Origin of the sequence: Nostoc sp. S13, assembly GCF_029379315.1 — a bacterium.
GTDB lineage: Bacteria > Cyanobacteriota > Cyanobacteriia > Cyanobacteriales > Nostocaceae > Nostoc.
The window spans coordinates 1-23170 of record NZ_JAQYWQ010000062.1 but is presented as its reverse complement, the minus strand read 5'-3'; the positions used below and the strand labels follow the sequence as shown (position 1 = coordinate 23170).

General features: G+C 39.9%; 19 protein-coding genes and 1 pseudogene. 12 read left to right on the top strand and 8 right to left on the bottom strand.

What is annotated here, in order from left to right:
• Positions 1 to 816: 816 nt before the first annotated feature.
• Positions 817 to 1632, bottom strand: a pseudogene (locus PUQ00_RS19040) (chloride channel protein); the annotation flags it as partial.
• A complete protein-coding gene (locus tag PUQ00_RS19035) occupies positions 1545 to 1955 on the bottom strand; it encodes a PPC domain-containing protein (protein ID WP_300419455.1) in 411 nt (136 codons plus the stop codon). The pseudogene PUQ00_RS19040 and the gene PUQ00_RS19035, both read right to left, overlap by 88 nt.
• A gap of 794 nt (positions 1956 to 2749) precedes the next feature.
• Between PUQ00_RS19035 and PUQ00_RS19030 the strand changes: the two genes are divergently transcribed.
• The gene (locus PUQ00_RS19030; RefSeq protein ID WP_300419452.1) at positions 2750 to 2947 is read left to right on the top strand and encodes a hypothetical protein; all 198 of its coding nucleotides are present in this window, start codon (positions 2750 to 2752) and stop codon (positions 2945 to 2947) included.
• A gap of 339 nt (positions 2948 to 3286) precedes the next feature.
• Here PUQ00_RS19030 and PUQ00_RS19025 read toward each other — a convergent pair whose 3' ends face one another.
• Positions 3287 to 4960 (bottom strand): hypothetical protein, encoded by a 1674-nt coding sequence (locus PUQ00_RS19025; protein WP_300419450.1) that lies wholly within the window; start codon positions 4958 to 4960, stop codon positions 3287 to 3289.
• 536 nt (positions 4961 to 5496) lie between these two features.
• On the opposite strand from PUQ00_RS19025, the gene trmB reads away from it, so the two are divergent.
• From trmB to PUQ00_RS18970, 11 genes are all read left to right on the top strand, one after another.
• The gene (gene trmB / locus PUQ00_RS19020) at positions 5497 to 6150 is read left to right on the top strand and encodes a tRNA (guanosine(46)-N7)-methyltransferase TrmB (protein ID WP_300419448.1); all 654 of its coding nucleotides are present in this window, start codon (positions 5497 to 5499) and stop codon (positions 6148 to 6150) included.
• A 410-nt stretch (positions 6151 to 6560) separates the two neighbouring features.
• Positions 6561 to 6800: a hypothetical protein gene (locus PUQ00_RS19015; RefSeq protein ID WP_300419446.1), complete on the top strand. Its 240-nt coding sequence runs from the start codon at positions 6561 to 6563 to the stop codon at positions 6798 to 6800.
• 30 nt (positions 6801 to 6830) lie between these two features.
• The gene (locus PUQ00_RS19010) at positions 6831 to 7268 is read left to right on the top strand and encodes a nitrogen fixation protein (RefSeq protein WP_300419444.1); all 438 of its coding nucleotides are present in this window, start codon (positions 6831 to 6833) and stop codon (positions 7266 to 7268) included.
• Between the two features lie 41 nt (positions 7269 to 7309).
• A complete protein-coding gene (locus PUQ00_RS19005) occupies positions 7310 to 7675 on the top strand; it encodes a Nif11-like leader peptide family natural product precursor (protein WP_300419442.1) in 366 nt (121 codons plus the stop codon).
• Positions 7676 to 7778: 103 nt separating this feature from the next.
• Entirely contained in the window at positions 7779 to 9044 is a 1266-nt protein-coding gene (locus PUQ00_RS19000; protein WP_300419439.1) for a nif11-class peptide radical SAM maturase 3, read from the top strand.
• Positions 9045 to 9066: 22 nt separating this feature from the next.
• Positions 9067 to 9249, top strand: a complete 183-nt coding sequence (locus tag PUQ00_RS18995) for a hypothetical protein (RefSeq protein WP_300419437.1) — start codon at positions 9067 to 9069, stop codon at positions 9247 to 9249.
• 1051 nt (positions 9250 to 10300) lie between these two features.
• Positions 10301 to 11461: an aminoglycoside phosphotransferase family protein gene (locus PUQ00_RS18990; protein WP_300419434.1), complete on the top strand. Its 1161-nt coding sequence runs from the start codon at positions 10301 to 10303 to the stop codon at positions 11459 to 11461.
• A gap of 26 nt (positions 11462 to 11487) precedes the next feature.
• Positions 11488 to 12585: a T3SS effector HopA1 family protein gene (locus tag PUQ00_RS18985; protein WP_300419431.1), complete on the top strand. Its 1098-nt coding sequence runs from the start codon at positions 11488 to 11490 to the stop codon at positions 12583 to 12585.
• 28 nt (positions 12586 to 12613) lie between these two features.
• Positions 12614 to 13870, top strand: a complete 1257-nt coding sequence (locus PUQ00_RS18980; RefSeq protein ID WP_300419429.1) for a ScyD/ScyE family protein — start codon at positions 12614 to 12616, stop codon at positions 13868 to 13870.
• A gap of 350 nt (positions 13871 to 14220) precedes the next feature.
• Entirely contained in the window at positions 14221 to 14430 is a 210-nt protein-coding gene (locus PUQ00_RS18975) for a hypothetical protein (RefSeq protein WP_300419427.1), read from the top strand.
• A gap of 62 nt (positions 14431 to 14492) precedes the next feature.
• Positions 14493 to 14666: a hypothetical protein gene (locus tag PUQ00_RS18970; protein ID WP_300419424.1), complete on the top strand. Its 174-nt coding sequence runs from the start codon at positions 14493 to 14495 to the stop codon at positions 14664 to 14666.
• Positions 14667 to 14781: 115 nt separating this feature from the next.
• Here PUQ00_RS18970 and PUQ00_RS18965 read toward each other — a convergent pair whose 3' ends face one another.
• From PUQ00_RS18965 to PUQ00_RS18945, 5 genes are all read right to left on the bottom strand, one after another.
• A complete protein-coding gene (locus tag PUQ00_RS18965; protein ID WP_300419421.1) occupies positions 14782 to 15516 on the bottom strand; it encodes a peptidylprolyl isomerase in 735 nt (244 codons plus the stop codon).
• A gap of 151 nt (positions 15517 to 15667) precedes the next feature.
• On the bottom strand, positions 15668 to 17191 hold the full coding sequence (locus tag PUQ00_RS18960; RefSeq protein ID WP_300419418.1) for an HlyD family efflux transporter periplasmic adaptor subunit: 1524 nt from the start codon (positions 17189 to 17191) through the stop codon (positions 15668 to 15670).
• Between the two features lie 219 nt (positions 17192 to 17410).
• Positions 17411 to 20140: an ABC transporter transmembrane domain-containing protein gene (locus PUQ00_RS18955; RefSeq protein WP_300419416.1), complete on the bottom strand. Its 2730-nt coding sequence runs from the start codon at positions 20138 to 20140 to the stop codon at positions 17411 to 17413.
• The gene (locus PUQ00_RS18950; RefSeq protein WP_300419415.1) at positions 20034 to 20702 is read right to left on the bottom strand and encodes a helix-turn-helix domain-containing protein; all 669 of its coding nucleotides are present in this window, start codon (positions 20700 to 20702) and stop codon (positions 20034 to 20036) included. The genes PUQ00_RS18955 and PUQ00_RS18950 overlap by 107 nt, the downstream gene beginning before the upstream one ends.
• An 849-nt stretch (positions 20703 to 21551) precedes the next feature.
• Positions 21552 to 23090 carry a phospholipid carrier-dependent glycosyltransferase gene (locus PUQ00_RS18945; RefSeq protein ID WP_300419412.1) on the bottom strand — a complete coding sequence of 513 codons (1539 nt, stop codon included), beginning with the start codon at positions 23088 to 23090 and terminating at the stop codon, positions 21552 to 21554.
• Positions 23091 to 23170: the final 80 nt, after the last annotated feature.

Genomic DNA, 23170 nt, shown 5'->3' with positions numbered 1-23170 from the left:
TGCCTTATTTTGCCTGGATCGCTAACCTAAATATCTAGCAAATAAATAGTATAATAAATCACAATCAAAAAGGTCTTAGCAAGTTAACAATAGCAATAAACTAAAAGCTTACTGAGTGCAAATTTACTTAACCTAAAATATGATCGGATAAATTTAAGATGGCAATCTAAATTAGCTTTGTAAGCTTTTACTTTTATAACCGTAATTTACTAAAAATTCTGAGGATCTGATGACTTTCCAACAACTACAAATAGGTGACTACTTTCGGATACCTGGTATGAGTGACCATTGCGTATATAGAAAGGCTAGTAGTTCACATTGCAGCCTAAATGCTTTATTACAGCCAATCCGAGCAGAAACAAAAGTTACACCGCTTAATCACGCAGAAATTACTAACTATTTTGCGCTTAAGCAAGAGTTCCTTCAAAGTTTTAGACAATAAAGGTTTTACATTTTGCTTAACACTCAAGCACAGTTTTGTCTTAGAGGTTGTTTGAAAAGTCTTATTGTAGGTATCAAAACGTTCTCGATCCTGCTAAATCTACGCCACGTGCAACAAGAGTGGCTCGCCGACGGCAGTTGCTTCTCCCAAGGGGAGACGCTACGCGAACAAGCCGGGAAACCCGTCCAACGCACTGCCTCCCCAACGCAGTGGCTCCCCTTAAAAAGGGGGACTTTGATTCCGGTTCCGCCCTTAAAAAGGGGGGTTAGGGGGGATCAATAAGTGCTTAAAATCACAGCCAACTACTTTTCAAACAACCTCTTAGGCTGTTTTGGTAAAAGTTAAACTTACCTTTATTTTTGGCAGTAGCTACTTTAGCTGTTTAATTCAGTAGCTTCTCTCTGGGATTTAAGTTGAGATGCAATCAAAGGAACTTTAGGGGCAAGAAAAAATCCAATCAAACTGGCAAAAAGGATTGGCGTAAAGGGACTCAAGTTAGTCAGTTTTGACAGTAGCAAAGTCGTACTTATAGGTGTGCGGGTTACGGCTGCATTGACAGCCGCCATTGTACAAATCATGGCAAGGCCAGGATTAAGTTCCGGAATTAAGACTACTACTGCTTTAGCAATACAAGCACCAGTGAAAAACAGGGGAATGATGAATCCACCGCGCCAGCCACCTGTTACCGTAATGCTAATGGCAGCCATTTTACCAACACCTAGAGTTAAGAGAAAAACAGCACCAAACCTAGTAGTGAGGACTGAATCTAACTCTTCATGTCCAAAATAACGTGTGAGGGGTAATAAAACTGCTAAAGTGCCAAGTCCCAATCCTGTTAGTGTTGTGCGTACATAAATGGGGACAGGAATCAGGGCAAAGATGGGTAGACGTGAAACGGCTTGCCAAATGGCATCGCAACCCCGAAAAATGCCCATAAAAATCTATCCCGCCCCCGCCCCAATAATTCCAAACATGATTGCGATCGCAAAATCATGAATATTTTCTAGGTGATACTGAGGAAAATGCCAAATGGGCGCAATTCCCAAGTGTGTAATTGCTGCAAACACCACATAACTAGCGCAACTCGAAACAATGGCTGGCATTAAGGCTTCGTAATATTCCACAATATGCTGATAGTGCAAAATCTCCAGGGCGAACATTGCATCGCCAATAGGTGCGCCAAACAAAGCTTGTTGGAGTCTTGAGTAATTCCAACATAGTAATTCCCTGCGGCTCCCAAAGTTGCAGTAATTTGACCGTTGCGACTGGAACCAGCATAATCAGAGTAAAGTTGTTCTCCACTCTCAATCAATCCATCATTGTTGCTATCGTAATAGACAGCTGCATCGACATAGTTTTGAGTCACTCCACTCAAAAGCAAAGCAATATTACTTGTGCTGGTTAGGGAGAACTTATAGTAATCAACTGAGTCTACATTCCCGACAAAATCGTTGTACTTAAAAGATTTGAGAATACCAATGTTTTGAGCAGTCGCTAATGTACTTCCTGGCATATTGTTCCTTTTGTGAAAATTGGACGAGGATTCTTATAGATTGAATATCGGAATGCACTTTGATTTTTGAAAAAGACTAGGACAGAATACGGGCTTCAACTTTACTGGTCGAACCCATGAAAACTATAAAGTGATCTACTGTTATTACATTGACGCTGTTACTACATTGATGGTGTAGGATTTATACTCATTAACAAAATTAAGTATACAGAGAATCGAGATACCAAAGTTAATTGGAGTAATCATTTAGCACGTCATAATTTTAGGTAAGCGCTGTAGGGGTTTAGCATTGCTAAACTCCTACGAAAGATGGAGTTTTTTCCATAAATTATATTTGGTGTTTTTTGTCAATGCGTAAGTCGTAGCTTTGTTTTTTATCGCTGATTCACTTAATTAACTAAAATTACCAAGTTGCTAATAAATGAGGCTAGGAATTTGAGCAAAAGCGCGATCGCACCCGCAAAAAATGCTTATAAAAATCTATCCCGCCAACGTCCCGATAATTATGACCACACCTACAAGGGAGAGAAGTGTGGGTAGTTCACTGAATTGCAGCAGTTTTTTTGTATGAAGTACAAAGTTACGGGTTTTGAGGCAGCAGGCAGCTATGCTGGAGGTATATCTGATGCGTGAGTCTTGCATTTTGTACCTCACTTACTTACAAACTGCTCTATCTTTGATCTAGAGGGAGCGATCGCCTTTCTTACCTACCACTGTGTGAAATTAAGTCCCAAGATAGTGTGTATTCACCCTAAAAGAACTTAAACTTGAGGTATAAGTTTGGGGAAATAGTGATGAATAAGGAAACAGTTCCTAATCAAGCTGAAAAGTCGAATCCAGAAGGCGATGAATCGCAACTAAGTCCAGAGGTACTGGACAAAATCAAACATCCTGCTAGAATCGACGATGTTATTCGGGAGCAATCACCAGAAGAACGTAAAAGTAACCCAGCTTTAGTACCGGAAATGATTGATGATCCAACTGATGATTGATTGGATTTGCGAAAGAGTAATCGAAATGCCAAGATTACCGACTTTTCTAAAAGTTGGTAATCCTGTTATTCTCAAAAAAATCAAGTGATTAAAAAATCTGATTGTCCAATCAAATAGTGATCGCACTGAAATTTACTCATTGAGGTGGTAGTTTTTAGATTACCAACTCAAGCAAATTTCTGACTCATACTCTTGACAAAATCCCTACCTGAGCGAATGAAACAGCCCTGCCTTTTTAAGGGTGGTTGGAAGTCCAATATCACTAACTTAAATCTATTGAGACCTACCTTTGTTTTTGGCAAAGTTATTAAAATGTAGAACAGCTTAATATTTAAAAAACTAGGCAATTAGACTGAAATTGCTACTACTCAAAGTAATATCAGGATTCCCTAAACGAGCAAACTCAAACACACTTCCTGTACCTAGAAGATTGCCATCCTGGTTATAGAATAGGCTGCCACTACTTCGACTAAAAATAATACGCCCATTATTAGCGTTGACTAATTGATCATTAGCGACAACTGCAAAGTTAGTTAAAGCCTGTCCCACAGTATTAGTAACAGCGTTGAAAGTGGTTTTACTCAGCACAATCTGGTCTTGTCCCGCTTCAAACTCAGTGATGTAATCAACACCTAAACTTCTGCTAAAAACCCCATTATTTTGGAACAGATATTTATCTTTCCCGGCTCCACCAGTGAGAATATCATCGCCGAGTCCTCCCCAGAGGAAGTCATCACCAGTTCCACCAGTGAGAATATCATTACCATTACCTCCCTGGAGGGTGTCATTTCCTGCTACCCCTTGCAATTGGTCATTTCCAGCACCGCCAATCAGAGTATTATTCAGTGCATTACCAGTGAGACGCTGATTTTGATTGCTTGGGATGCTAATGTTGGCTAACTGTAGGGAATAGTTGCTGTTATCGTTGTTGTTGTATTGGGAAATTTCAACATAGTAATTCCCGGCTCCTAATGTTTTAGTAATTTGAGCATTCCCACCGGAACCAACAATCTCAGAGTCAAGTTGTTCTCCACTCTCAATCAATCCATTATTATTCTTGTCATAATAGATTTTGGCATAGAGATAGTCGTCAGTTACTCCATTCAAAAGCAAAGTAATATTATTGGTGCTGGTCAGGGAAAATTTGTAGTAATCAAGTGGGTCTACACTCCCGACAAATTCTGTGAAACTCTTAGTACCAGTCAGATTGCCAATATTATAAGCAGTGTTAAGTGTATTACCAGGATTTGAGGCAATCGAAGCAGGTGCAGACGTAGCTGCTAATTGTAGGGAATAGTTGCTGTTAACGTTGTTGTAGTATTGGGAAATTCCAACATAGTAATTCCCGGCTCCTAATGTTTTAGTAATTTGAGCATTACTACCGGAACCAGCAATCTCAGAGTAAAGCTCATCTCCAGTCTCAATCAATCCATTATTATTCTTGTCGTAATAGATTTTGGCATAGAGATAGTTTTGAGTTACTCCATTCAAAAGCAAAGTAATATTATTGGTGCTGGTCAGGGAAAATTTGTAGTAATCTAGTGGGTCTACACTCCCGACAAATTCTGTGAAAGTTTTATTACCAGTTAGATTGCCAATATTATAAGCAGTGTCGAGTGTATTACCAGGATTTGAGGCAATCGAAGCAGGTGCAGATGTAGCTGCTAATTGTAGGGAATAGTTGCTGGTGACGTTGTTGTAGTATTGAGAAATTTCAACATAGTAATTCCCGGCTCCTAATGTTGTAGTAAGTTGAGCATTCTGACTGGAACCAGCAATCTCAGAGTCAAGTTGTTCTCCACTCTCAATCAATCCATTATTATTTTTGTCATAATAGATTTTGGCATAAAGATAGTTTTGAGTTACTCCATTCAAAAGCAAAGTAATATTATTGGTGCTGGTCAGGGAAAATTTGTAGTAATCTAGTGGACTTGCATTTGCTATAGCATCTTTGTAGTTAAAAGATTTAAGGATACCAATGTTTTGAGCTGTTGTGAATGTAGTTCCTGGCATATTTTTCCTTTTGTGAAATTTGGAGGAGCATTCTTATGGATTAAATATCATAATCCAGTTTTATTTCTGAAAAAGACTACAACAAAATACGAGGTTCAACTTCACTCGTAGAACCCATGAAAACTAGAAAGTAATCAGATGCTATTACACTGATGCTGCTACTACATTGATGGTATAATAATCCTGCTAATTAACAAAATTAAGTATACAGAGAATCGAGCTACCAAAGTTAATTGGAGTAATCATATTGACTAAAATTACCAGCTTGCTAATAAATGAGGTTAGGAATTTGAGCAAAAGCGCGATCGCAACCCAGGGAACCCCATTCTTGCTGTATCGATAGCGACGTAAGACTAATAAAGCTTAAAGTGGAAAGGCTGTTGTCGATAAAATCAGAAGCTACACTTACAAAGAAGAGAAGTGTGGGTAGTTCACTGAATCATCTTTAGTCTACAGGGCGCGATCGCTTCCTGATTGAGTATAATTTCAAACGTTTGTGACACCAGAGGATATTTTCACGTCAAGGAGAGCAAATTTTGGCAGCAGTCCGAGTCCGCCAGCATGTTAACCCACTTGGTAAAAAGTATCAAACACCAGCAAGTCCCCTTGACTGGGAAAAAATTTATGCAAAGCCAAATCAACTACTACATTTAGATATTGGCTGCGCTAAAGGACAGTTTTTGGTGAATATGTCCCAGATAGAACCCAACTGGAATTACCTCGGCTTGGAAATTCGGGAACCTCTGGTGGTGGAGGCAAATAAGTTACGTTCTGAATTGGCTTTAACAAACCTGCACTACTTATTTTGCAATGTGAATAACTCACTGCGATCGCTTTTATCTTCGCTCCCTCCAGGAAGTTTACAACGCGTTACAATTCAATTCCCCGATCCTTGGTTTAAAACCCGCCACGCTAAACGTCGTGTAGTGCAACCAGAACTAGTCGCAGAATTAGCTAATTATCTTGCGGTTGGTGGAGTTGTATTTCTGCAATCAGATATGGAATTTGTTGCAGTGGAAATGCGCGATCGCTTTAGTGAAAATCCAGCTTTTCAAAGAGTTGGTACAGAAGAATGGTTAGCCGAAAATCCGTTACCAGTCTCCACAGAACGGGAAATAGGTACGCAAAAAAAGGGTGAACCTGTTTATCGGGCTTTATTTGTCAAGCAAGAAGTTGTAAATAAAGGGTAATAACGGTATGAGCATCTAGGAATATAAACGCCAAATTTTACTTGACATATTGAGATTTTTAAATCAGATAATGTCTTAGGAGTTTATCTGGAGTGTATTTTCATTAGACATTGCCTGCGAGTTGGCAATAATTTTGGGACATAACTATTATAGTTAATGGCCATAATTACTCGAAATATTCAACTTGCATCAGTATGCAAGAGTATATGGCTTGATTAACTGATATATGTCCCTACTCAAAAATCGGATATTTAAAAATTTCTTTAGTGACATAAAAGTTTTATTTATGTCTAATTAATGATCTTAACAATAAAGTTAGTCGCTTTCCTTTTTCTTAAAATAAGCACATGATTAGGCAATTTGACTTAGTGTTTAAGCCTAAAAATGTCAATCTTTAGAGGAAAATCAACATGGAAAGGAAGTATAACGGTCAACTTGAAATTAACGATCTAATTGATGATGCTGTCAAAAATGCTCTGACACGTCGTAACGAAGTTTTAGATTCAGAAAATGCTTTGTTATCTATGTCTGACGAGGAAGCAAAAAGCGTTGCAGGTGGACTATTAGCATTGGATCCCACAATACTTGGTAAGTTTCCGTTTCCTCCTATTACTATAGGACTCGTAGCTGAAACTGACACCTTATCTTGATAAAGATTTTCTCCACTGGAGGCTCAATTGATGAAAGATATTGCTGTTGATAAAACTACACTTTGCCCCAGTGCTAGACCAGAATCTGAGGATAGTGTGGTTTTCGGAATCATCAGTGGAACAGTTGCAGAACCCCGTGTAGCTTATCTTAAGCAGCCCTTGCCTATCACTGATGAACTAATAGCAAAAGCTAGTCCAATTACACCTGCCGAAATTTTTCGGACGGCGGCAACTTGTGCTACTAAAGGTTGTCAGCATTTTGATGGACAAGATTGCCGTCTAGCAATGCGAATTGTAGAAAAGTTCCCTGTAGTAGCAGAAGAACTACCAACCTGTTCCATACGCCGAGATTGTCGGTGGTGGCAACAAGAAGGGAAGGCAGCTTGTATGCGTTGTCCGCAAGTTATTACAGATAACTACAACGCATCTGAGCTAGCAGTTGAGGTGGCAACACCGATTTTTGGTTAAGGAAAGCTAGGTCTGTAGTTAAATAATTTCAGGAGAAAATCATGTCTATAGAAAATGTTCAAGCCTTTTATGTAAGAGTGGCAAATGATGAAACATTTCGCGCTCAACTTCAAGAGATTCCAAGTAAAGATGAGGCTAACCGAATAGTCAATGATGCTGGCTATGATTTCACTCAAGAAGAGTTTGAAGAATATACGACTCAATTATTGGAGTCAACTACTAGTGAGGGTGAACTCAGGGATTTAAATGAAAAAGAATTAGAAACCGTTTTTGGCGGCTTTACTGGAAAAAACAACCCACAGTCATCATGTTTTAAGTGGTGGCTATCACATAGGCCACAACCAGTATATGGAGTTGTTCACCCACTATATGGAGTTGTTCAGCTAGAGAATGGGATTGTTTCTTAGTAATCCGTTTATTCCTGAACAAATTTAAATCATCATCTGATATTTATTGGGATGGATGAAGATATATCCGTCCCTTTCCAGATAATTTAATTGAGGTATTTTAATGACTTATCGCCGAATTAGTTATGCAGTTTGGGAAATTACATTAAAGTGTAATCTAGCTTGCCAGCACTGCGGTTCTCGTGCTGGTCATGTAAGGGCGAACGAACTTTCTACAGCAGAAGCCCTTGATTTAGTTAGACAAATGGCAGAAGTAGGAATCACTGAAGTAACCATAATTGGTGGTGAAGCGTTTCTGCGTCCTGATTGGCTGGAGATTGCCCAAGCAATTACTTCTTCTGGAATGCTCTGTGGTATGACCACTGGGGGTTATGGGATCACTCTGGAGACAGCACACCGGATGAAGAAAGCTGGAATTAGTGTGGTATCTGTCTCAGTTGATGGCTTAGAAGCAACTCACGATCGCCTCCGTGGTAGACAAGGCTCCTGGCAATGGGCGTTTAAGACTATGAGCAATCTCAAACAAGCTGGTATACCATTCGGTTGCAATACTCAAATCAATCGTCTCTCCGCACCAGAATTTCCGCAAATTTACGAGCATCTGCGCGACGCTGGCATCTTCGCTTGGCAAATTCAGATGACTGTACCAATGGGGAATGCCGCAGATAATAGCGAAATTCTGCTGCAACCTTATGAACTACTAGATGTATATCCGATGATTGCTCGTGTTGCCCAACGCGCAAAGCGAGAAGGGGTGAAGCTACAACCAGGAAACAATGTTGGCTACTACGGCCCTTATGAAAGAATGCTGCGGGGAGGAGGAGATGCTTGGACTTTTTGGCAGGGGTGCACTGCTGGATTATCTACTTTAGGCATTGAAGCTGATGGTGCTATCAAAGGTTGTCCCTCACTGCCAACCACGGCATATACTGGCGGCAACATCCGTGACTACTCACTGCGAAGAATTATTGAAGAAACCGAAGAACTACGGTTTAATCTCGGAGCTGATACTCCTAAAGGAACATCACACTTATGGGGTTTTTGCAAGACTTGTGAATTTGCCGAACTCTGTCGAGGTGGTTGCAGTTGGACTGCTCACGTTTTCTTTGATAAAAGAGGCAATAATCCTTATTGTCATCATCGCGCCCTCACTCAAGAAAAAGGCGGTATTCGAGAGCGAGTTTTTCTTCAGCGTCGGGCGGACGGAAACCCCTTTGACAATGGGGAGTTTGGGCTAATTGAAGAACCGATAAGTGCCCCTTGGCCTGAAAACGATCCGCTTCACTTTACTAGCGATCGCATTCAATGGTCAGAAAGTTGGGAAGAAGAACCAAATCTAGCACCATCTTTGGTTATTTCCAAGAATTAACAACTGTAAAATATCATTACTTATGAACAATATCTCTACTGATTCTCTCGCTTCAGAAAATACGACTGTTCCTGACTCCCAAGCAACCCTATTACCTCGTTCACCTTGGAATAGCCAACTAGCTTATTTGAGAATTATTTTCCGGGCGAAGAAAGCTCTAGACCACATTGAAAAAGAAGCAGACGTGTTGAAAAGCAATAAATAATTATATTCCCAGATTATTCATTTTTAAGATTTATTGCATCTCAACCCAAAATAAATATTGGGCTGAGTTTTTTATCGAACAGAATTCAGGAGTCAGGAGTCAGAATACAGGAAAGGTATTTTGTACGACTGGTGGATGAATAATCGGGTTTAAGATCCCCACAAAACAAGAAAATTTGGTGGTCAACAAGACAGTGGCGGGTCTGAATCCCTGACTGATAGCGTCACGCTTTCTCGTGTCCGCGTTCGCTTTTAGCGTCTCGTAGAGAGCGTCTTGATTCTGACGAATGTATTCTTCTTCAAAAGTTTTTCGTAATCTATCTATTTATCAAAGATGATCAAGAATTGAATCGGACATAAATGTATTAATTTTGGCACATTATCTATTGCTAGAAACCTTGCAATAATAGGGTAAATCATCCATTATATCAATAGGGATGAGGCATTTTTAAGCTAAATTCTCAAAAAATACTTTACCAAGGAGTAAATTACAAGATGACTAAAATTACAATATCTGACTTGAATCCTTCCGAAAGCATTCTCTATGAACTCACAGATGAAGAGATGAGTTTGACTCATGGTGGATTGCTATGGCTTCTTGTCGCTGCTGCCATTTTACTATATTCCACGAACGCATATTAAAAAACTCAAACTCAATGAACTGAATGTTGAAAAGCTAAACTGGCAAGATTTTAGCAGTTCGCAGTCTATTAATTTGTCGAGATTCAATTGAATTTTGACAAATTAATAGTATTAATACTAATGCGAGCTAAATATTTATCAAACAGAATAAAGGTGCCAGTCGCCAGAATTCAGCTTGGGTATTTTGTGCGACTGGTGGATGAATAAACGGCGTTTAAGACCCCCACAAAACAAGAAAATTTGGTGGTCAACTTTCGTAGTGGCGGGTCTGAATCCCCCACTGATTGCATTCTGACGAATGTATTCTGAATTCTTCTTCAACAGAAAATCAGCCTAATCCTGCAAAATATGCGATTATTAACATTGCATTTTTATCTACAATTAAGAGATAAATAACCAATTAAAGGCTTATGGAATTATTATTGAATTCTCATAATGTTTTCGATTATTTAGTTGTATATGGTTTATGTAATCAATCAGACCAACCACCCAGTCAAGTAGAACCAATTGCAGCTAAAAACTTTAATTTATTACTGAGTTGGTCAGGCGATCGCAAACTACTTGTGAAGCAAGAACGACATAATCAGGAAGGTAAAGCGGCTGGTGAATTTTTAAGTGAGTGGCGAATTCAAGAGTTGTTACAACGATTTCCAAACCTTGACAACTACCGCTCATTTTTACCAGAGGTACTGCATTTTGATGCCGAGAATTCCATTATTGTCTTCAGCTATTTAGATAGTTATCAGGATTTAATAGATTTCTACACCAAGGAAAATAACTTTCCTACAGAAATCGCTACGGCAATTGGTAATATTTTAGGGACTATCCATCGTGATACTTTCAACCGCCAAGAATATCAGGAATTCTTTTCTAAAAATCCAGAGAATTTAATGGCTGATCAAGTATCACATTTAGTTCGGAGATTAGAACGGGTTGAACCGGAAATTTTTGGTCTAGTTCCTAGCGATGGGTTAAAGTTTTTTGCTCTATATCAACGTTATGATAGCTTGGGGCAAGCGATCGCCCAATTGGGTAATGCTGTAACGCTCTCTTGTCTCACCCACAATGATTTGAAACTAAATAATATTCTCTTGTGCAAAGATTGGCAGGATTCCAGTAACAATATTGTCCGGCTAATTGATTGGGAACGTTCCGCTTGGGGAGACCCAGCTTTTGATTTGGGAACAGTGATTGCTAGTTATGTGCAAATCTGGCTAAGTAGCTTGGTAATCAGTAATTCTTTGAGTATTGAAGAGTCTCTACGCTTGGCAATAACACCTTTAGAAGTAGTTCAGCCTTCAATTAGGACATTAACCCAAGCTTATTTAAACACTTTTCCAGAAATTCTAGAACACCGCCCTGATTTCTTGCAGAGGGTGGTGCAATTTACCGGTTTTGCTTTGATTCAACAAATTCAGGCGATGATTCAATATCAAAAATCTTTTGGCAATATGGGGATTGTTATGCTTCAGGTTGCTAAGACGTTATTAAGCCGTCCTGTACAATCAATGCCAACAATTTTTGGTGCTGCTGCTGTTGAATTAACTCACTTGAGTAGTTCTGCTGTTTAAATCATTTGGTTATTACTAAAGTAGTTATGCAATTATTAAATTCTCCTCAAACTCAGCTAGAGAGTGGTTTAACTGGACAATTACTGGATGTTCTGCAAGATATTGTTCGGAAAATTCAGATAAAATCTGATTTCTCCATCCACCATCCAGATTACAAACCTTTGGAATTACCATCTGAGGCAGTTGAACGTTTTCAGAAGATGCCAACCGAGATGCAACATAAATATCTGAGTCTACAATTGCGGACTTTTCTTTACGGTATCTATTACAACGGTTCTATGCAAAGTGCGCTGGCACTAGATGGAGAGGGAAATGGTTTGCCCCTAGATTTGGAGAATAATACTGTTTTAGGGGTAGATGTGGGGTTTTATAAGCGATTGCATGAAAGTAATTTTGGAGATGGCTACTTTGACCCTGGTTGGTGTGTTTTGAGAGAAGAAAGTGATGGCAGTTTAGCTGTGACTAAAGGCGGTTTGAGGCTGCATATTCAACGGAATAAGCATCTTAAACCTATTGAAGTGGCAGCTGTGGTAGGTGATTCTGTGGCTATTCAGATGCCGAAAAATCTGGTGCAAAATGGCTTTTACATGGCAGTTAGCAATGTCGTACATCAAAGTCATGAAAATCTGGTACGGGTGTACTTTAACTTCAGCCCTGAAGGTGCAGTGGCGGTTATGGGTAGTTTGACACGGCGGCTGAATGCCATTTCCATTTTCTTCCACTTTAAGGTGCTGTATAACCCAGATGACTACAAGCGTTACGATTCAGGGGTAATGTATTTTGAAAAAGCCAACTATGAAGCTGTCCGACAAATTCTTGAGGCTGTCTATGCAGAAAACCAATCGCATTTTCAGCCGGAGGTGCCGCTATTCACTATGCAACTTGCACCAGGGTTAGGGTTGGCAGAAGAACCAGACCAAAAGTTTGGTGTTCAGGAAAGCTTTGGGATGAATCGCTGTCAGATTGTGGCAAATGGGTTGCTGGAAGCTTGGTATCAAGGGGATAACTCAATTGAGGGGCGGATGAAGGCTATAGTTGAGCAATTTTCTTCTTTGGGAATCGAATTGCAGCGTTCATATCTTAATCCCAACTCTGAAGATATTTATACAATGCTAGATTTCTAAAATTTTCATTCCAAAGGAGACTCAAAAAATGCTGAAAAAGTTGTTGATAGCTGCTACAGGAGCAGCATTTATTACTCTTGGAGTTGGAGAAGCTTCAGATGCAGCAAGCTTAAGTGTTATAGCTAGTGGTCTTGATGGGCCACGGGGGCTGACCTTTGCTCCTGACGGATCTCTCTACGTTACGGAAGCAGGTACAGGAGGTACAGGAGCCTGCATTCCGGCACCTGGAGGCAGTGGACTGACGATGTGTTATGGCGCAACCGGTGCTCTGACACGGATTCAGAATGGCACACAAGAGCGTGTGGTTACAGGTCTGCCATCCTTAGCAATATCCATTCCACAATTACCTGTTAGTTTTGATGCTACTGGCCCTCATGACATCCAATTTGATTCAGCTGGCAAGGCTTATGTAGTTGTTGGTTTGGGTTCAACTCCAGAGGAACGCGATAATGTTTTGAAAATTCCTGACTTTGGACAACTCATTAAAATTGATCAGCTTAACGGTGGGTCTTCGTGGACAAGGCTGGCTGATCTAGCGGCTTATGAAGGTTTATACAATCCCGATCATACAGGTTCAAATTTATATAATCCTTATCAAAATAGTATTGATAGCAACCCCTATTCTTTCCTGATTAAGGGAAACACAACTTATATAGTTGATGCAGCTGCAAACGACCTTTTCAAAGTCAAAACTGATGGGAGTGATTTAGCGGCAATGTCTGTGTTTCCTGAACGGGCTGTAACCGACCCAGCTACAGGTAAAACTATTGGAATGCAATCAGTTCCCACTGCGATCGCAGCTGGCCCTGATAATGCTTTATATGTAGGAGAATACACGGGGTATCCTAATCCAAATAACGCAGCGCGGATCTTTAAAATTGGCCCCAATAATAAGCCTGTGGTTTACGCTGATGGTTTTACACAAATAGTTGATCTTGCTTTTGATAAACAAGGTGGACTATATGTTTTAGAATTTGCCTCTAGTCCATTAAATTCTGGAAACACGATTCCTTCTGGTGCTTTGATCTATGTAGATCCTGATGGTACTCGCAAAACTATCGCCAGTGATGGGTTATTGTTCCCTACTGCTTTAGCACTTGGTTCTGATGGTGACATCTATGTTTCAAACAAAGGTTATCTTTCAGGACAAGGTGAGGTTGTTCGTATTTCCGTTCCTGAACCTAGTTATACAGCAAGTATGTTAGCTTTTGGTATTTTCATTACAGGTTTGCGGTTGTCACGCAAACAAAAATTAAGTACTTTTATCAAAAACTATATCGAGTGATTGTTAGAATATCTTTTGACATAGATGAATTTTGTAAATCTGGAGGAAATGCTAGATTTTTTTAGCAACATTTTATATATCAATTTTACTAGTCCAATATTAAAACAATTATGTCCTTAAAAAATCAGACATCTAACTTAAGCTCACTAGTACAACACAATTCTCAACTCTTACAAGAGATTTTTGATATGTTTTAATATGGAAATAATGAAATATTTAAGTCATTAAAAACTCTTTATAACTAGTTGTCATAATAGTTTTTAAATAGGAAAATGTAAGTATAAGGATTAATAAATACATTAATTAATCCTTGCTTAAACCTCATAAACAACTCCAAAGGAGACACAGCAATGGCTACAATAAAAATTGATAATCTGTCCGTGACTGGAAGCGAATTTTTTTCTGATTCCGAAAGCTATTTGGATCAGTTAACAGAATTGTCAGAAAATGATGCTCTCAGCATCAAAGGAGGAACAGATGTCGTAACAATTATTGTTCACCCTGTTTATCATCCACCAATTTATCATCCACCAACTTATCGTCCACCAGCCTTAATCTAACGAAAACAAAAGGCTTTACTTCTAGCTTAAACCTTATAAACAACTCCAAAGGAGACACAGCAATGGCTACAATCAAAATTGATAATCTGTCCGTGACTGGAAGCAAATTTTTTTCTGATTCCGAAAGCTATTTGGATCAGTTAACAGAATTGTCAGAAAATGATGCTCTCAGCATCAAAGGAGGAACATCTGTCGTAATAATTCATGTTCATTCTCATCCACCAGCATACTTATAGTAACGAAAACAAAAGGCTTTACTTATACCTGAGAAATAGAGCTTAAATAATAGTAAATCCCTCAACTAACTTGAGGGATTTTTAGGTAAACTCAAAAAATTATGTATTTATGCTTTTAAAGCAAGTTCTCTAATTTAACTGGCTCAATTTGTTGTTTAATCCACTCATAAAACAAATCAGTGATAATTTGATTACGCAGTTTATTATCCAATTCAGATTGGATAATTTCTTCCACAAAAATTAGATGTAATCCCTTAGAGGTCACTATTGGTTTGAGGATTTGAGGCGGTGTAGCAGCAAACACAGCAGCAGAAATCTCCGGCTTTAAATCTTGGCGACGCACTATCCCCAAATATCCCCCTTTTCTCCGTAACTCAGTATCCTGTATATATTTGTGAGCTACATCATAAAAACTCATTTCACCTTCTTGAATAGAATAGAAAAGTTCCAGCGCTAAGTCTTCATCATCTAAAACAACCTCATACATAACCACACCAGCGTAGTCTAATTGATTTTCAAAGAAGTATGATTCGATTTTATCTGTGAACAGATGTTGGCTTAACTTTCCAAAAATAACACCACTGTAAACAATTTCTTCAAAATCATCTAAAGACAAACTATGTTTTTCCAGCCAAGCCCATGTTTCTTCAGCATTGGTAAGTTTATTCATTAAACGGAATAAGTCTGCTGCTTTTTGTAATTCTTCTATCTCTACTTTTATACCAGTTTCTTCAGCAGTATATGTAATCACTTTGCGGCTAACAATCTGCTCAACTATCTCAGGCATTTTGCAGGATAGTTTGACTTGTTGAAGAATATCTTCGTTGGTAATAGTGATAGCTTGTAGCATTATATTTCCCCTAAATTTGGTTAACACAATTAAAAATGAGATAATGACTTATTCCCTGGATATAGAAACGTTATATATAACGTCTCTACATTGCCGATTTCCGTGTCATTCAGACACGCTTTGCGAACGCACAGGGAAGAGGTTAGGTTTTCTATAATTTCACACCTCCCTGCTGCAACTTCTTAAACGGGTCAAGTAGAAAATCAATAATTCGACGCTGGCGCACAATTACCTCAGCTGTTGCCGTATCCCCAGGATGCAAAGAAATACATTTATTAGCTGAGGGAATACAATTTTGTTTTAGGGCAATTTTCAACTCATAAGCTGCCACTTTTCCATTAGGTGTATCCACCTCTATGGTAGTAGGAGAAATCTCTAACAATTCTCCTTCTAGCACGCCATAATCTTGAAACGGATAAGCATCAAATTTTAGCTTAACTGGCAATCCTCTTCGTAAAGAACCACTCTCAGTTGTCGCCATTTGCGCTCGAATTATTAAAGGCGAACCTTGCGGTGCAATCTCCGCAATCATTGTTCCAGGCTGCACTACAGACCCAGCCTGTTGTATTGGTAACTGAAACACTCTACCATTCACGGTGGCTCTTAATTCTCGTTGTCCTAACTGAAAGTTTAACGAGACAATCTGACTCTTACTTTGAGCAATTTCTGCCTGAAGCGTAGTAATTTCTGTCTCCAAATCCTTCTGTTGTTCGTCGATTTTTAGCAGAGCTAGCTTGCTGGAACGAGTTAAGGTCTGATAACTCCTTTCCTGTTCTTTTAGTCGTAACTGTGCTTGCTCAATATCTGCATTTGCTTGCCGAATAGTCCGCTCATAACTACTCTGTTGTTCTACCAAACGTAGTTTAGCCTGCTGAATATCTGACTGATTTTGTTCGTATAACTGTTGCTTGTCTTTAGCTATATCTTGCTTCTGGATAACATTAATTTCTGGAACAACCCCTGACTGCCAAAGACTGCGATAGCGTTCAACTTCGCGCTCGGTACTCGCCAAAGTACTGTTTACTAACTTATTAGCAGTTTTACTATGCTCAAGAGTTTGCCGTGCCTGATCGACTTGAGCTAATTTTTCGTCTTTTTGTAAGTCGTATGAATTCCTTAGAGTATTCATATTCTCTCGTGCTTGATCAATTTGAGACTGCTTTTCTAACTGTTGAGATTGATTTTGTTGCTGTTGAGTTGTCAAAGATACAATTAACTGACTTTTAGATGAATTTAACTGAGAAAGTCGATTTAATTGTCCCTCCAATTTCTCCTGTGCCTGCCGTAAGTCCGCTTTAACTAACTCTGATTCCAATACCAACAAAGTCTGCCCAACTTTAACTGAATCACCTTCCTTTACCCGAATTTCAGCAACAGTACCCGCCACAGCAGCATCCAGCCTAACCGTCTTTCCCTTTGGCTCAAGTCGCCCTGTTGCTGTACCCGTTTCATCCACTTTAGATAGCATCGCCCAAGGTAAAATTATCGACACAAACACCACCAAAAAATACAGTAATCCCCTTGTCCAAACTTGGGGCAAGCTATCAAGTAAATCCTTGGTTGCATCAGCCCAATCATCAGATGATCTAGCAGGTGTTTGTTCCGTGAAAATTTCTTTGCGTTGTTCTATTTCATAGATTTGGGTTTGAATCTTTCCATTCAATGTGTTTGGCATGATTTTCCTGATATCAATTTTTGATTTTGGCAGTGGGGACAATACGGTTTGGTTAATGTGTTTGGCTTGAGGAGATCCCCCAACCCCCCTTAAAAAGGGGGACTTTTTATTTTTATTACTCCCTTAAAAAGGGGGTCGCCGCAGGCGGGAGGATCAAGTCTTATCCGAACCGTATTAGGAGTGGGTAGACAAAAAAAGCTTCCTCTTTGTCCTCTTCTTTCATCCTGCAACATCCATCTGCTGATGATTGAGATAAAAATAATGTCCCCGCTTCGCCATCAACTCTTGGTGAGTCCCACTCTCAATCAACACGCCGCGATCCAGCACCAAAATCAAATCTGCATGACGCACAGTTGAAAGACGATGGGCGATTACTAAGGTGGTTCTGCCTTTGAGAATTGTGTTTAAATTAGTCTGAATAATCCTTTCTGACTCTGCATCAAGATGGGAAGTCGCTTCATCCAAAACCAACAACTTGGGATTGCCTAACAACGCTTTCGCGATCGCAATTCTTTGTCGCTGTCCTCCAGATAACATCCCCCCTCCTTCACCAATCTGGGTTTCATAACCCATAGGTAACTTTTTAATAAACTCATCAGCACCCGCCAATCGCGCCGCTTCAATAATCTCTGCTAAAGTGGCCCCAGGATGTGCCAAGCTAATATTTTCCCGAATCGTTCCGCCAAACAAAAAGGTATCTTGGTCAACTACCCCAACCTGCTCGCGTAGAGAACGCAACGAAAGACTGGTAATATCATGCCCATCAATCAAGACTTTGCCATCTGTGGGGGGATATAATCCCAAAACCAGCTTAGAAATCGTGGTTTTCCCTGAACCACTCCGCCCTACCAGGGCTACCATTTGCCCGCTATGTATTTCAAAACTGAGATTTTCTAAAACATTAATATCGCTTTCAGGGTGATAGCGAAATGTCACGTTATCAAAGCGAATGTTACCTTGAATGGGTGGTAAAGATTGCCGCGCCTGATGCTGCAAATCCTCTTCTGGTTCCGCATCCAACACATCATTAATGCGTTCTACGGCAATTACCACTTCTTGCAATTGATTCCACAAAACTGTTAATCGTTGAAAGGGTGTAATAATATTTCCCAGCAGCATATTAAATGCCACCAGTTGCCCAATGGTTAACTCGTTGTGAATCACTTGGTACGCCCCAAACCACAGCAAGACGGTAGTTACCACTGCTTCAATTGTGTTGCTGAATATTTGCAGCCGATTGCTGATAACTTGCCCAGAAAAGTTAGTTTTTACTTCCTTACTTAATAACTCTTCCCAATGCCAACGCACTGTCTGTTCCACTGCTGTGGACTTAACTGTTCGCACACCAGAAAGGGCTTCAATCAGATAGCTACTTTCATTGGCAACAGCATTAAAGATTTCCCGAGAAATCTTTTGTAAAAAAGGTGTGGCAATCAATGCTAGCAGGAAAAAAGGCGGTACAATCACTAATACCAGTAATGCCATTTTCCAGCTGTACCAAAACATCAATCCTAAATAGATAAAGACAGTGACTAAATCCAGCAGAATGGACAACGCCTCACCGGAGAGGAAGCGTTGAATTTTGCGGTTTTCCTGTACACGAGAGATAATATCCCCTACATAACGGGACTCAAAGTAACTCAAGGGTAGCCGCAGGGTATGGCGAATAAATCCCACAATCAGTGCTAAATCGAGCTTATTCGCTGTATGGTCTAACAGATATTGCCGCAACCCTGTCATCGCCACCCGGAATAAACTAAAAATCAGTAACCCTAACCCCACGGCCGTTAAGGTTAGTTCAGAACGCTGCACCACTACGCGGTCTAAAATTAACTGGGTAAATAAGGGAGTAACAAGTCCAAAAATCTGGATAAATAAGGAAGCGACAAACACTTCCAGCATCACTAAAGAGTGAGGCTTGATCAATTCAAAGAATTGCCAAAAAGGAGTAGAAGTCTCTTTGGTATCTTTTAGCATGGCTGTCGGTTGCAGCAGCAATGTGTAACCAGTCCAGTTGGCTTTAAATTCGGCGTGGCTGAGGCTGCGTTGCCCGATCGCGGGGTCGGCTACAATAACGTGTTTGGGAGTAATTTCGTAGACAACAATGTAATGCTTTCCCTCCCAGTGGGCGATCGCAGGCAATTTTTGCTTCACCAATTGGTCAAGACTCGCTTTTACAGGTCGCGTCGCAAACCCAATGCTTTCTGCCGCCGCCGATAACCCCCGCAACGACGAGCCATTGCGGTCAACATTGGCGATATCCCGCAGGCGATTTACACTAAAGTTTTTCCCCCAATAGCGAGACACCATCACTAAACAAGCTGCACCGCAATCCGATCCACTCTGTTGGGCAAAAAACGGATAGCGCCGAATCACACGCTGTAATAAATGCCCGACTCGCTGCGTGGAGTTGGGAAAATAGGCTTTGCTAATCTTTTTCTGGCGTGGCTCTACTGCTGAGGTTGACAAAACCTTCGTTTTATGCACCCGTTTTGAGTCAGATGCCACTACTGGGGGGTTATCTGAGTCCACCTCTTGGGGATTACGAGATAGTGCCTTAGCCCATAAATGCTCCCGAATTTGGGGATATTTAGCCATCAATGGCCACAACACTTCACCCGGAACAAAGCCCAGTTGCAAGTTGAGTGAAGCCCTGGCAGCGTAAACTTTAAAGTCACCCTCCTTAAACAAGGTAAATTCCCCAAATGAGTCACCTGCCTCCAAAGTAGCGATTAACTCATCGGCGCTAGAGAGCAACCTGACCTTACCAGCGATCGCAATATAAATTCCTGGTTGGTTATCGGTTGCTTGCCAGAATTTGCCGACTTTCGGGTTAATAAATTTAACTTGTTGAAGACAGTGTTGAAATTCCTCTGTCGAAAGAGAATAACCCAAAGTATTGTTGAACTGTTCCAGAGAAACCAACTGAGCGGATATATCTTGCGCCATGAATGTCTACATCTTTTCCAAATTTTGCAAAGTTAATAGGTAACAATTCAGAATTATCGGGAATAGTTGTGGATTTAAGGTCAGTAATCAAAATTTTGCAACCTTGAGCCTGTTCAGCATTGCTGGGTTTTGGTCGTGTTGATAACCCCATCTGTTTGAGCAGTCGCTTGATATGGCGATCGCTCACCTCAATCCCAAATTCTTTTGTCAGATGTTTCCCCAGCCAGTTTGTTGTCCACCGTCGAAAAACATAGCCATGATCGCGGGGACTACTACTAAGCAGTTCTTTCAAACGTTCTAAATACTGGTCATTTATTGCTTTCGGGCGACCAATGGGGCAATCTTGCCATTGGTGTGCCATCCCCGTCCGGGCTATGTGCATCCAATGCCGTGCTGTTGCTGGACAACACCCCAAAATTTGACAAATTGACCTTTGAGTTTTTCCCTCATCTGCCAACAACATGATTTCAATCCGCTGTCGGTAAGATTCAGGTAAACTTTTTTCCAAACTTCCTAACAGTAATTTCCGTTGAAATGATGTTAAATACTTACTGTTAGTCATATTTGTATATTTTATTTCACTTTTCATTTGGTAGTCGGATATACACGTACAATTAACTAGTTTTTTAGACATCCGAATGTCTTCTAAATGAGGCATACCTTGACACTTATGTCATCTAAGTAGAGATATACAAAAGCTAATTTTTCCTTGTAGCTGTAATACTTATTACGTTTTGTTTTTTTATTTTATGCAACAAATTTAATTTTAATAAGTAATATTTTTAACAACAAGGTTTTACGTATTACTTTTGTAGTATAAAACTAGGCTACAAATCCTATTTATAAATTCCGAAAATAGTCGCTGAATTTTAATAAAGTTTTTGTAAAGATATTTTTTTTTTACAGAGAAAAAAGTTATAGCAGAATCGCCGTTACCACGGATGAAAATTCCTTTGAGAGCAGTTTTCAATTGAATAGACCACGCATAACAGCAGCGTATCGAACTATGCTGCCCGGTAGTGAATACTTAATAACATTGCTAAGTACTGCTTTGCGTAAAATCGTAGCTTTTTTCAACGCAGAGGTAGACGCAAAGCGGCTTACTGAACGCTACGTAAAGGAAGCCCAAAGGAGCGCAGAGTCTTGCTAAATTTAATGCACTACGAATTAATGGGACTTAGACAAAAAGTAGCCCTAAAAAAGCATCAAATGTATATATACAGAGACTTTGACATCGATTTGCCTAGTTTCTTTACATATCTGAGTTTCTAGCATTTTTGAGTCTTTGGTGTATTTTCCTTGCCCTATATGGGTTTGAGGCTTGTTTATACCCCAAAAATGTTTAAGTCCCGTTAATAAAATGTTGTACTAAGATTATTCTTCCCATACCTAATGCACAATGCCCCTTTAATTAAATCCAAGAGTTAAACCACATTCGCAGCTTATAACCGTTAGGGGAGAGAGGTAAACCCAAATAAATGGGCATCCAGAAAATGAAAGCAACCAGAATGATAAAAGTAATAGTGACACCTACCGCCCGGAGTTGTTGATAATAACTGCGAAGACACTGATCAACAAACCAAGCGATCGCTAAAAATATAAACACCACTGCACACATATAGTGGTAGATAAAAACGCACCTTGTCACTTTCACCCAAGGTAATAAATTAGCAGCATAATTTATAACTAAATACAAGGCAATCCAAGTATCAACACTTAGAGTTGCTTTCGTAGAAAAACGCTTTTCCTTAACCCAAAAAATCACGACTTGTGACACCAGCATCCCGATTAAAAACAACATGGCAGCAACACCAAACCACCACAAAAATGGATTTCCCATTGCATGGACATCATAAACAACTTGTCCAGCACCAGCAGGTAAAGGTGGCCCCATCACAGGTAAAGGTTCGGTGATACTTTCAGCTGTTTGATAATAATATGCCATTGGTCGAGTCATCAACGGCCATTTGTACCAGGCAGCACAATAAGGGTGGACATTAGGACTATTGCCACCTAAATGTAAGTGAAACTTCAAAATTTGTTGATGTACTGCAATAAATCCATATGTTTTATCTAGTTGAAGGTGGGGAATCCAGATGATGCTGTAGATAAAAGCTGGGATAATTCCTAAATAAAACAGCATCTGAAAAATGTTTAGCTGAGTCAAGTTTTGTAACGGTGTCTGAGATGAGGGGGATGAGGGAGAATAAGTATTAACTTCTGCCTCCTGCCTCCTGAATTCTGACTCCTGACTTCTGCCTTCTGCCTCCTTCAACAAGGGAGATGTAAAAAAGAATTTGGAGTTAGGAAAAGAATGTATCAAATGAATTACCCAAGCTGCTATCCAAATTAGATAAGCACCTGACAGGAACCATAAACCATTCCACTTAGTACCGACTGACGCACCAAAAGTAATGCCAGCAAAAACTAACCAAAAAGAACGCCGCCGATTTTGATTATCTAATGCCAATAATAAAAACCAGTGCCCTAACAAACCAAAGATAACGATATAAATATTACTTAAAGCATAGCGAGATTCAACTAGAAAGATGCCATCACAAGCCGTGAACAAACCTGCAAGGATTGCAAAGATACGGCGATAACTCAATTGATAAGCGATCGCAGCAACAACTAAAGGGATAAATGAGCCTGTGAGGGCATTTAACCAACGATAAGTCCAAGGCGATCGCATTGAACCTGTCAGCCCATTTACCGTATCGTGCCCAAAAGGAATGTGACTACCAATCCAAATGCCGATACCAATAATATATTGACTTAGCGGCGGATGAGCATTAAAAAATGGCGTATGCGTGAGATAATTATTACCGAATTTAGCAAAATAAACTTCATCAAATACCAGAGTGTTGAATCGCTCCAGCCCCCAAAACCGTAAGGCAACTGAGAGAATAAATACACTCACCATTCCAATTCGGAACCACTTTTTATTCATTTGTCATTTGTCATTTGTCATTTGTCATTGGGCATTGGGCATTGGGCATTGGGCATTGGGCATTGGGCATTGGGCATTGG

What these genes read in the sequence shown, in the direction of transcription:
- PUQ00_RS18985 (WP_300419431.1), top strand. Translation starts at nt 11,488, where the DNA reads ATGCAATTATTAAATTCTCCTCAAACTCAGCTAGAGAGTGGTTTAACT.
- PUQ00_RS19015 (WP_300419446.1), top strand. Translation starts at nt 6,561, where the DNA reads ATGGAAAGGAAGTATAACGGTCAACTTGAAATTAACGATCTAATTGAT.
- PUQ00_RS18995 (WP_300419437.1), top strand. Translation starts at nt 9,067, where the DNA reads ATGAACAATATCTCTACTGATTCTCTCGCTTCAGAAAATACGACTGTT.
- PUQ00_RS19035 (WP_300419455.1), bottom strand. Translation starts at nt 1,955, where the DNA reads ATGCCAGGAAGTACATTAGCGACTGCTCAAAACATTGGTATTCTCAAA.
- PUQ00_RS18975 (WP_300419427.1), top strand. Translation starts at nt 14,221, where the DNA reads ATGGCTACAATAAAAATTGATAATCTGTCCGTGACTGGAAGCGAATTT.
- PUQ00_RS19030 (WP_300419452.1), top strand. Translation starts at nt 2,750, where the DNA reads ATGAATAAGGAAACAGTTCCTAATCAAGCTGAAAAGTCGAATCCAGAA.
- PUQ00_RS19000 (WP_300419439.1), top strand. Translation starts at nt 7,779, where the DNA reads ATGACTTATCGCCGAATTAGTTATGCAGTTTGGGAAATTACATTAAAG.
- PUQ00_RS19010 (WP_300419444.1), top strand. Translation starts at nt 6,831, where the DNA reads ATGAAAGATATTGCTGTTGATAAAACTACACTTTGCCCCAGTGCTAGA.
- PUQ00_RS18945 (WP_300419412.1), bottom strand. Translation starts at nt 23,090, where the DNA reads ATGAATAAAAAGTGGTTCCGAATTGGAATGGTGAGTGTATTTATTCTC.
- PUQ00_RS19005 (WP_300419442.1), top strand. Translation starts at nt 7,310, where the DNA reads ATGTCTATAGAAAATGTTCAAGCCTTTTATGTAAGAGTGGCAAATGAT.
- PUQ00_RS18965 (WP_300419421.1), bottom strand. Translation starts at nt 15,516, where the DNA reads ATGCTACAAGCTATCACTATTACCAACGAAGATATTCTTCAACAAGTC.
- PUQ00_RS18955 (WP_300419416.1), bottom strand. Translation starts at nt 20,140, where the DNA reads ATGGCGCAAGATATATCCGCTCAGTTGGTTTCTCTGGAACAGTTCAAC.
- PUQ00_RS18990 (WP_300419434.1), top strand. Translation starts at nt 10,301, where the DNA reads ATGGAATTATTATTGAATTCTCATAATGTTTTCGATTATTTAGTTGTA.
- PUQ00_RS18950 (WP_300419415.1), bottom strand. Translation starts at nt 20,702, where the DNA reads ATGACTAACAGTAAGTATTTAACATCATTTCAACGGAAATTACTGTTA.
- PUQ00_RS18960 (WP_300419418.1), bottom strand. Translation starts at nt 17,191, where the DNA reads ATGCCAAACACATTGAATGGAAAGATTCAAACCCAAATCTATGAAATA.
- PUQ00_RS18970 (WP_300419424.1), top strand. Translation starts at nt 14,493, where the DNA reads ATGGCTACAATCAAAATTGATAATCTGTCCGTGACTGGAAGCAAATTT.
- PUQ00_RS18980 (WP_300419429.1), top strand. Translation starts at nt 12,614, where the DNA reads ATGCTGAAAAAGTTGTTGATAGCTGCTACAGGAGCAGCATTTATTACT.
- PUQ00_RS19025 (WP_300419450.1), bottom strand. Translation starts at nt 4,960, where the DNA reads ATGCCAGGAACTACATTCACAACAGCTCAAAACATTGGTATCCTTAAA.